Source organism: Mycobacterium sp. (genome assembly GCF_032161845.1).
Taxonomy (GTDB): Bacteria; Actinomycetota; Actinomycetes; order Mycobacteriales; family Mycobacteriaceae; genus Mycobacterium.
Genome location: NZ_JAVRQA010000161.1, coordinates 1 through 7,097, shown reverse-complemented (window position 1 = coordinate 7,097; position 7,097 = coordinate 1). Strand labels below are relative to the sequence as shown.

The following is a 7,097-nucleotide window of genomic DNA, read 5'->3' as shown; positions in this document are numbered from 1 at the left end:
GACCGGCGACGTGCCCACCCATCCCATCGCGCCGTCATTGCGGTACGGGAAGCGGCCCTGCCACGTGTTCGCCATCAGGTTGCCGTCGGGCGCCACTTCGTCACCCCATGCGTACGTCGTCGATGCGCCGCCCCGCGCCGCATACTCCCACTCCGCCTCCGTCGGCAGCCGCCGCCCGGCCCACTGGGCATACGCAGCCGCGTCGACGTAGGAGACCTGCACCACGGGGTGGTCGAGTCGGTCGTCGATGGTGCTGCCCGGCCCGAAGGGTTGTCGCCACGACGCATCCGGAGCCCAGTCCCACCACAGGCGCCAGTCGCTCAGATCCGCGGGTCCCTTGGTCGGTCGAAAGACCAAGGCGCCGGGCGCCAGATCCGCAGGCGCCACCGTTGGATATAGCGCAGGGTCCAGCGGTCGTTCGGCGACCGTGACGTAGCCGGTCTCGGAGACGAAGTCGGCGTACTGCGAGTTGGTCACGGGATGCCGTTCGACGGCGAACGCGGGGACGGTCGCCAGGTGAACGGGCGTCTCCTCGGGATAGAAGGCGGTCGACCCCATCAGGAAGGCTCCACCCGGCAGCCCGATCAGCTCCGTCAGCATGGTGGTCAGGGTAGGCGGATCGCCGTGCCACCGGGGACCAACGCGCATCAGTCCTTCGAGAATGCCTGCGCCAGTTCTCGTTCCACGTCGAGGTAGGGGGTGCCTGAGATGTCGACGACGACCTTGGCGATGGTCCCGCCGGTGAAGGCGAACGGCGCCTGGTAGCTGCGCGAGATCGCCTGGCCGGTGTTGCGGCCGACGGCGACTCCGCCGCCGGCGAGCCCGAACGTGCCGGGGTGGGAGCGCACTCCGGATGCTGTTCCGACGATGTCCCCATCGACGTGCAGCGACACGTCGCCGAGCGGGGTGTGGCTGCCCTCGACCGTGCCGGTCCTGTCGTACCGCACGCCAAAGACGTGACTGCCCAACGGAATCGGGTCGGACGCCGAGACCCTTTGCTCGTCCTCCCCCATGAAGTTGTAGATGTAGTGCAGCCTGCCGTCCTCAACGAACAGCACGTGACCACCGTGACCGGCGCCCTGTTTGAACAGCACGCCCTGCGCACCAGCGGTGTCGACGGTGACCTCGGCCAGCACGGAGAACGACTGTCCGCGGATCTCGACTGCAGCACCGATGCCGACCTCGGCGGTGCCCGGGTAGTACGTGAACGTCTTCCGATCGGCGGAGAGATAGGGCCGCCAGCGCGTCAGGGTCTCGAGGATGTTCAGATCGGCCAACGGAAGTCCGTTGTACTTCGCGGCTTCGGCGAACCAGAGTGCCTTGAGTTCCTCGAGCTTTTCCGGTTGCTCGGCGGCCAGATCGTGGCACTGGCTGCGGTCCGCCGCGATGTGGAACAGCTCCCACCGGTCGTCGTCGAAGTGCGACCAGCCTGCTGGACTGGCGGCGTGGACCGTATTGGCGAACCAGCCGTCGTGCCAGATGCCCCTGGTGCCCAGCATCGTGTAGAACTGTGTGGTCTTTCCGGTGTCCGCTCCCGAGTCCTCGAGCGCGGCCTTGAAGCTGACCCCGTCTAGCGGCTTCTGCACGATGCCCTTGACCTCGTCGGGCGGGGTGACGCCGAGCAGGTCGTAGACGGTTGGCGTGACGTCGCAGACGTTGACGTAGGTGTCGCGTACCTCGCCGTGCGCGTCGATTCCCTTGGGCCAGGAGATGATTGCCGTGTCGGCGATGCCACCCTCATGTGAGGCGTACCGTTTGAACAACTTGTACGGCGTGTTGAACGCCATCGCCCACCCGATCGGGTAGTGGTTGTAGGTCTCGGGGCCACCGAGGTCGTCGTAGAACCGCATGCTTTCCTCGACGGTGTCGATGTAGCCGTTGAAGAACTTGACCTCGTTGACCGACCCGTTCGGGCCGCCCTCACCGCTGGCGCCGTTGTCGGAGATCACCACGATGATGGTGTTGTCCAGTTGCCCGGACTCTTCGAGGTAGTCGAGGATCCGGCCGATCTGGGCGTCGGTGTAGGAGAGGAAACCGGCAAACACTTCGGCCATCCGGCTGAACAGCCGCTTCTCCTCGTCGTTGAGGGTGTCCCAGGGTCGGACCGTGTCCTGGTAGGGCCATGCCTCGCCGCCGGGGCCCGTGACGTCGAGATACGGGTTGACGGGCGATAATTCGGTGTCCGGCGGCACGATGCCGAGCTTCTTCTGGTTCTCGAGGACGATCTCGCGGTATGCCTCGTAGCCCATGTCGAAGCGGCCCGCGTACTTGTCGGCCCACTCCTTGAAGACGTGGTGCGGCGCATGGCCCGCGCCAGGGCACAGGTAGTTGAACCACGGCTTGTCCGGCGCGATCACCTTGGCGTCGCGAATGAATTCGATGGTCTTGTCGGCGAGGTCCTTCGACAGGTGGTAGCCGTCCTCCGGCGTGCCGGGTGGAGCGACGGGATGGTTGTCGTAGACCAGCTCCGGGTACCACTGGTCGGTCTCGCCACCCATGAATCCGTAGAAGCGCTCGAAGCCGCGGCTCAACGGCCAATGTCGTTTGGTGGCAGCCAGATTCGATTCCTCGAGCGGAGTGAGGTGCCACTTGCCGACGCAGTACGTGTTGTAGCCGCGTTCGGCGAGCACCTCCGAGAGCAGCGCGGTGTCGTTCGGGATGCGGCCGTTGCAGTTCGGGAACCCGTCGGTGAACTCCTCGATGGTGGCCATTCCCACCGTGGTGGCGTTGCGGCCGGTAAGCAACGAGGCGCGGGTGGGTGAACATAGCGCGGTGGTGTGGAACTGCGAGAGTCGCACTCCGCGTTCGGCGATGCGGCTCATCGCGGGCATCTCGACCAGCCCGCCGAAGCAGTCCCACGTCGCGATGCCGGTGTCGTCCCAGACGAGATAGAGGACATTCGGCGCGTCGGGCGGCGCGACCGGAGCTTGGTAGGGCCCCCAGTCCGCCTCGGAGTCACGGACGTCGAGTTCGATCCGGCCGTTGAATGCTTCTGCCATCTCGCTCCTCGCGTACGCGTGTCCCCAGGACCGTCCGGAGACTACACCCGAAACGCGTCTGGCGGCCGAGAAATTGACGATGCCGGCAGTTTGGCCCCGCGACCCAACCACCACTGCACCGCCAGCAGTGGGAGGGACCAGCCGAGCAAGGCGCCCACTCCCGCCACCACCCAGAGGTAGTGCTCCGCGTCTCCGCCAAAGACGCTGTGCTGCAATGGTCGTAGCCCGATGAAGAGTATTGGCGTCCACATCCGGTTGGTGATGATCGACAACGCGAGCGTTGCGCTGCGGACCATGTGGCGCCGGTGGTCGACGAAGCGGCGCGCCTTGGCGGCCAGGTACCCGTTGACGGTGAACCACAGCCACAGTGCGGCGAGGACGACGTTGCCCACCGCCAGAATGGGCCCGAACGGCGTGGCGGCTCCAATCACCATCGCGCACAGCGCCGCCGGGATCGCCGTGAACACGTACAGGCGCCCGACGCGGCGATGCAGTGCCGGGCGCCTGCGCCGCAACCCCGGCCAGATCTGCGCCACGGCGGCCACCATCGCGACGGTCGCCAACGCGACGTGACCGACCAGCAGCGGATAGTGCAGCCCGAAGGTGGCCGGAACCCTGGACTCGGCGGGGTCGCCGGTGAGGTACGGCGGGACGGAGTAGACGAGGAATCCCGCGACGATGACACCGAGCGCGGCGGCCGGCCAGCTCATGCGGATAGGCGCCGATGCGTACGTCATACGCAACAGCGTATAGAGTACGCACCGGTCGCGCATGGCATTAGTCTGATCGGACATGACCAGCCAATCCGGTGACGATGTGCCACTGCCAAGGGCGCTGGAACTGCTCTGGGCGCAAGACGTGCCCACGCGGAGATCGCGCGGCCTGACGCGGGAGCGCATCGTCACGGCGGCCATCGAGTTGGCCGACGCCGACGGGCTTGGCGCGTTGTCCATGGCCCGGCTCGCCGAACGGCTGGGCAGCGGCACCATGTCGTTGTACCGCCACGTCTCGAACAAGGACGAGCTGCTGGTGTTCATGCTGTCGGCGGCGGCCGACCCACCGCCCCCGCCCGCCGATCCGTCGAATTGGCGTCGCGCACTCACGGATTGGGCAGACGGTCTCTGGGAGGTGTACCACCGCCATCCGTGGATCCTGCAAGCCTCGTCGGCCGGTCCGCCCGCCGACCCTGGCCAGTTGTCCTGGCTGAATGCGGGATTGTCAGCGCTCGGCGCCACCACACTCTCCGAGCGCGACAAGTTCGGCGCCGTCATGGCCGTGCTGCACTTCGTCCGCGGTGCGGCGGCACTCGCCATCGAGGCAGGCGCCATGCCGGACCTGGCGTATCCCGGTCTGCTCAAGCGGTTGATCGACGGGGCGCGGTTCCCCGCTCTGGCCGCGGCCATCGAGGCCGGGGTGTTCGACGGTGCGATTGGGGATCCACTGGCCGAATTCCACGGCGGCTTACAACAATTGCTCGACGGAGTCGAGGTGAAGGTCGCCGCGGCGGCCGACTAGGAAACGAAGATGCCCCCCGCACGCCGATGGCGTCCGAGGGGCTTCTCGCGAAACGTCTGGTACTACTTGGCCCTCTCGAGGACCTCGACGAGGCGCCAGCGCTTGGTGGCCGACAGCGGCCGCGTCTCCATCAACGACACACGGTCGCCGACGCCGGCGGTGCCGTTCTCGTCGTGCGCCTTGACCTTGGTCGTGGTGCGAATGATCTTGCCGTACAACGGGTGCTTCGAGCGGTTCTCCAGTTCGACCACGATGGTCTTCTGCATCTTGTCGCTCACCACGTAGCCGATGCGCGTCTTGCGCTGGCCACGCGGCTTCTCGGTGCGCGCAGTGTGGTTGGCACCGGCCTGCACGTCGTCGGTCTTCTTGTCTGCCATTACGAATCCTCACCAACGGGTCCGGAGGCCAGACCCAACTCACGTTCACGAAGCACGGTGTACACGCGTGCAATCTCCTGCCGCACGACGCGCAGCCGACGGTTGTTGGCCATTTGGCCGGTCGCCATCTGGAAGCGAAGGTTGAACAGCTCTTCCTTCGACTCGCGGACCCGGGCGGCGAGCTCGTCGTCGGTCAACTCGCGCAGTTCGCCAGGCGAAACTCCTACTGCCATCAGAACTGCTCCTCTCGGGTGATGATGCGTGCCTTGATCGGCAGCTTGTGGATGGCGCGGGTCAGCGCTTCCTTGGCCACCGCTTCATCGGGGTAGCTGATCTCGAACAGCACGCGGCCCGGCTTGACGTTGGCCACCCACCACTCGGGCGAGCCCTTGCCGGAACCCATGCGGGTCTCGGCGGGCTTCTTGGTCAGCGGGCGATCCGGGAAGATGTTGATCCAGACCTTGCCGCCACGCTTGATGTGCCGGTTGATGGCGATACGAGCGGACTCGATCTGCCGGTTGGTGACGTAGGCATGCTCCAGTGCCTGGATGCCCCAGTCGCCGAAGCTCACCGAGGTGCCGCCACTGGCAACGCCACGCTGACGCGGGTGGTGCTGCTTGCGGTGCTTTACCTTGCGGGGAATCAACATGATTTAGCTCTCCGTGCTCTCTGCCGCTTCTGGGGCCGCAACGGCCTCGGGAGCGGCGGACGTGTCAGCGACGGGCGTTTCCTCGCTTGCGGCGCGCCCTGCTTCGGTGCTCGTCGCGGTGGTACCCGAGGCGCCACTGCGGCGCGGACGGGTGCCCGTCGGACGGTCACGTCGGGGACGCTCTGCGCCCGCAGGAGCGGGGGCGGCGAGCTCGCGCTTGCCACCGACGACGTCACCCTTGTAGATCCAGACCTTCACACCGATCCGGCCGAAGGTCGTCTTGGCCTCGTAGAGGCCGTAGTCGATGTCTGCGCGCAGCGTGTGCAGCGGCACCCGACCCTCGCGGTAGAACTCCGAGCGGCTCATCTCCGCACCACCGAGGCGACCCGAGCACTGCACCCGGATGCCCTTGACGTTCGGCTGACGCATGGCGGATTGAATCGCCTTGCGCATCGCCCGACGGAATGCAACGCGGTTGCTCAGCTGCTCGGCGACACCCTGGGCGACCAGCTGTGCCACCGACTCGGGGCTCTTCACCTCGAGGATGTTGAGCTGAACCTGCTTGCCGGTCAGCTTCTCCAGCGTGCCGCGGATGCTGTCCGCTGCCGCGCCACGACGGCCGATGACGATGCCGGGACGCGCGGTGTGGATGTCTACCCGGACTCTGTCGCGAGTCCTTTCGATCTCCACCTTGGCGACGCCGGCACGCTCGAGCTCGACGTTGCGCTCACCGGGGATGACGAACGGCGCGAACAGCCGACGACGGATCGCCACGTCTTCCTTGACGTATTCCGCGTACTGCTTGTCGGCGTACCAGCGGGACTTCCAGTCGGTGGTGATGCCGAGGCGGAAGCCGTGGGGATTGATCTTCTGGCCCACTACTCCGAGCCTCCCTTCGAATCAGAAGTCTCGGAAGCCTTCTCGGTCGCCGCCTTGGTGGCGGGCGCCTTGGTGGCAGGTGCCTTCTTGGCGGGAGCAGTGGCGGCTGCCTTACTGCCCTGTGCGCGACGCGCCCTGGTGGACGACGCCGATGCCGAAGCCTTGGCGCCCTTTTCCCTCGGCGGTCGACTCTCGACGATCACCGTGATGTGGCTGGTGCGCTTGCGGATTCGGTAGGCACGCCCCTGGGCGCGCGGCCGGATGCGCTTGGCGGTCGGGCCCTCGTCGGCGTGGATGGTCGCGACCACGAGGGTCGACGGATCCAGGCCATCGTTGTTCTGGGCATTGGCCGCTGCACTCGCGATGACCTTGGCGACGGGCTCGCTGGCGCCCTGGGGCGCCCAGCGGAGGATGTCGAGCGCCTCGGTGACGGACTTGCCGCGCACCAGGTCGATCACGCGGCGCGCCTTGGAAGCCGAGACACGCACGAAGCGCGCCGAGGCAACCGCGGACGGATACTCAGTCGTCGTAGTCATTACCGCCGCTTCGCTTTCCGGTCGTCCTTGATGTGACCCTTGAAGGTCCGGGTCGGGGCGAATTCGCCCAGCTTGTGACCAACCATGGCCTCCGAGACGAACACCGGGACATGCTTGCGGCCGTCGTGGACGGCGAAGGTGT

General features: G+C 66.6%; 10 protein-coding genes. 1 reads left to right on the top strand and 9 read right to left on the bottom strand.

The features are described from left to right. The 3 genes from QOD90_RS09360 to QOD90_RS09350 form a co-directional block, all read right to left on the bottom strand. Window positions 1–600, bottom strand: a 600-nt coding sequence (locus QOD90_RS09360) for a formylglycine-generating enzyme family protein (protein WP_526348913.1), incomplete at its 3' end; no start/stop codon positions are given. Between the two features lie 47 nt (window positions 601–647). Then, entirely contained in the window at window positions 648–2,999 is a 2,352-nt protein-coding gene (locus tag QOD90_RS09355) for an arylsulfatase (RefSeq protein ID WP_526348911.1), read from the bottom strand. A gap of 41 nt (window positions 3,000–3,040) precedes the next feature. Next, entirely contained in the window at window positions 3,041–3,736 is a 696-nt protein-coding gene (locus tag QOD90_RS09350) for a DUF2306 domain-containing protein (RefSeq protein ID WP_526348909.1), read from the bottom strand. Window positions 3,737–3,791: 55 nt separating this feature from the next. On the opposite strand from QOD90_RS09350, the gene QOD90_RS09345 reads away from it, so the two are divergent. After that, window positions 3,792–4,514, top strand: coding sequence for a TetR/AcrR family transcriptional regulator (locus tag QOD90_RS09345; protein ID WP_526348907.1), 723 nt, complete (start codon window positions 3,792–3,794; stop codon window positions 4,512–4,514). 62 nt (window positions 4,515–4,576) lie between these two features. On the opposite strand, the gene rpsQ is transcribed toward QOD90_RS09345, so the two are convergent. From rpsQ to QOD90_RS09315, 6 genes are all read right to left on the bottom strand, one after another. Continuing rightward, window positions 4,577–4,891, bottom strand: a complete 315-nt coding sequence (rpsQ, locus tag QOD90_RS09340) for a 30S ribosomal protein S17 (protein ID WP_526348905.1) — start codon at window positions 4,889–4,891, stop codon at window positions 4,577–4,579. Continuing rightward, window positions 4,891–5,124, bottom strand: coding sequence for a 50S ribosomal protein L29 (rpmC, locus tag QOD90_RS09335; RefSeq protein WP_526348903.1), 234 nt, complete (start codon window positions 5,122–5,124; stop codon window positions 4,891–4,893). The genes rpsQ and rpmC overlap by 1 nt, the downstream gene beginning before the upstream one ends. Beyond that, entirely contained in the window at window positions 5,124–5,540 is a 417-nt protein-coding gene (gene rplP / locus QOD90_RS09330) for a 50S ribosomal protein L16 (protein ID WP_526348901.1), read from the bottom strand. The genes rpmC and rplP overlap by 1 nt, the downstream gene beginning before the upstream one ends. A 3-nt stretch (window positions 5,541–5,543) precedes the next feature. Beyond that, window positions 5,544–6,419 (bottom strand): 30S ribosomal protein S3, encoded by an 876-nt coding sequence (gene rpsC / locus QOD90_RS09325; protein ID WP_526348899.1) that lies wholly within the window; start codon window positions 6,417–6,419, stop codon window positions 5,544–5,546. Then, window positions 6,419–6,955, bottom strand: a complete 537-nt coding sequence (gene rplV, locus QOD90_RS09320; protein WP_526348897.1) for a 50S ribosomal protein L22 — start codon at window positions 6,953–6,955, stop codon at window positions 6,419–6,421. Before rplV ends, rpsC begins: the two co-directional genes overlap by 1 nt. Continuing rightward, the coding region (locus QOD90_RS09315) for a ribosomal protein S19 family protein (RefSeq protein WP_526348915.1) at window positions 6,955–7,097 on the bottom strand (143 nt) is incomplete at its 5' end. The genes rplV and QOD90_RS09315, both read right to left, overlap by 1 nt.

Excerpts from the sequence above, each read along its gene's own strand:
- QOD90_RS09350 (WP_526348909.1), bottom strand. The coding sequence starts at position 3,736 with ATGACGTACGCATCGGCGCCTATCCGCATGAGCTGGCCGGCCGCCGCG.
- rplV (WP_526348897.1), bottom strand. The coding sequence starts at position 6,955 with ATGACTACGACGACTGAGTATCCGTCCGCGGTTGCCTCGGCGCGCTTC.
- rpsQ (WP_526348905.1), bottom strand. The coding sequence starts at position 4,891 with ATGGCAGACAAGAAGACCGACGACGTGCAGGCCGGTGCCAACCACACT.
- rpmC (WP_526348903.1), bottom strand. The coding sequence starts at position 5,124 with ATGGCAGTAGGAGTTTCGCCTGGCGAACTGCGCGAGTTGACCGACGAC.
- QOD90_RS09355 (WP_526348911.1), bottom strand. The coding sequence starts at position 2,999 with ATGGCAGAAGCATTCAACGGCCGGATCGAACTCGACGTCCGTGACTCC.
- QOD90_RS09345 (WP_526348907.1), top strand. The coding sequence starts at position 3,792 with ATGACCAGCCAATCCGGTGACGATGTGCCACTGCCAAGGGCGCTGGAA.
- rplP (WP_526348901.1), bottom strand. The coding sequence starts at position 5,540 with ATGTTGATTCCCCGCAAGGTAAAGCACCGCAAGCAGCACCACCCGCGT.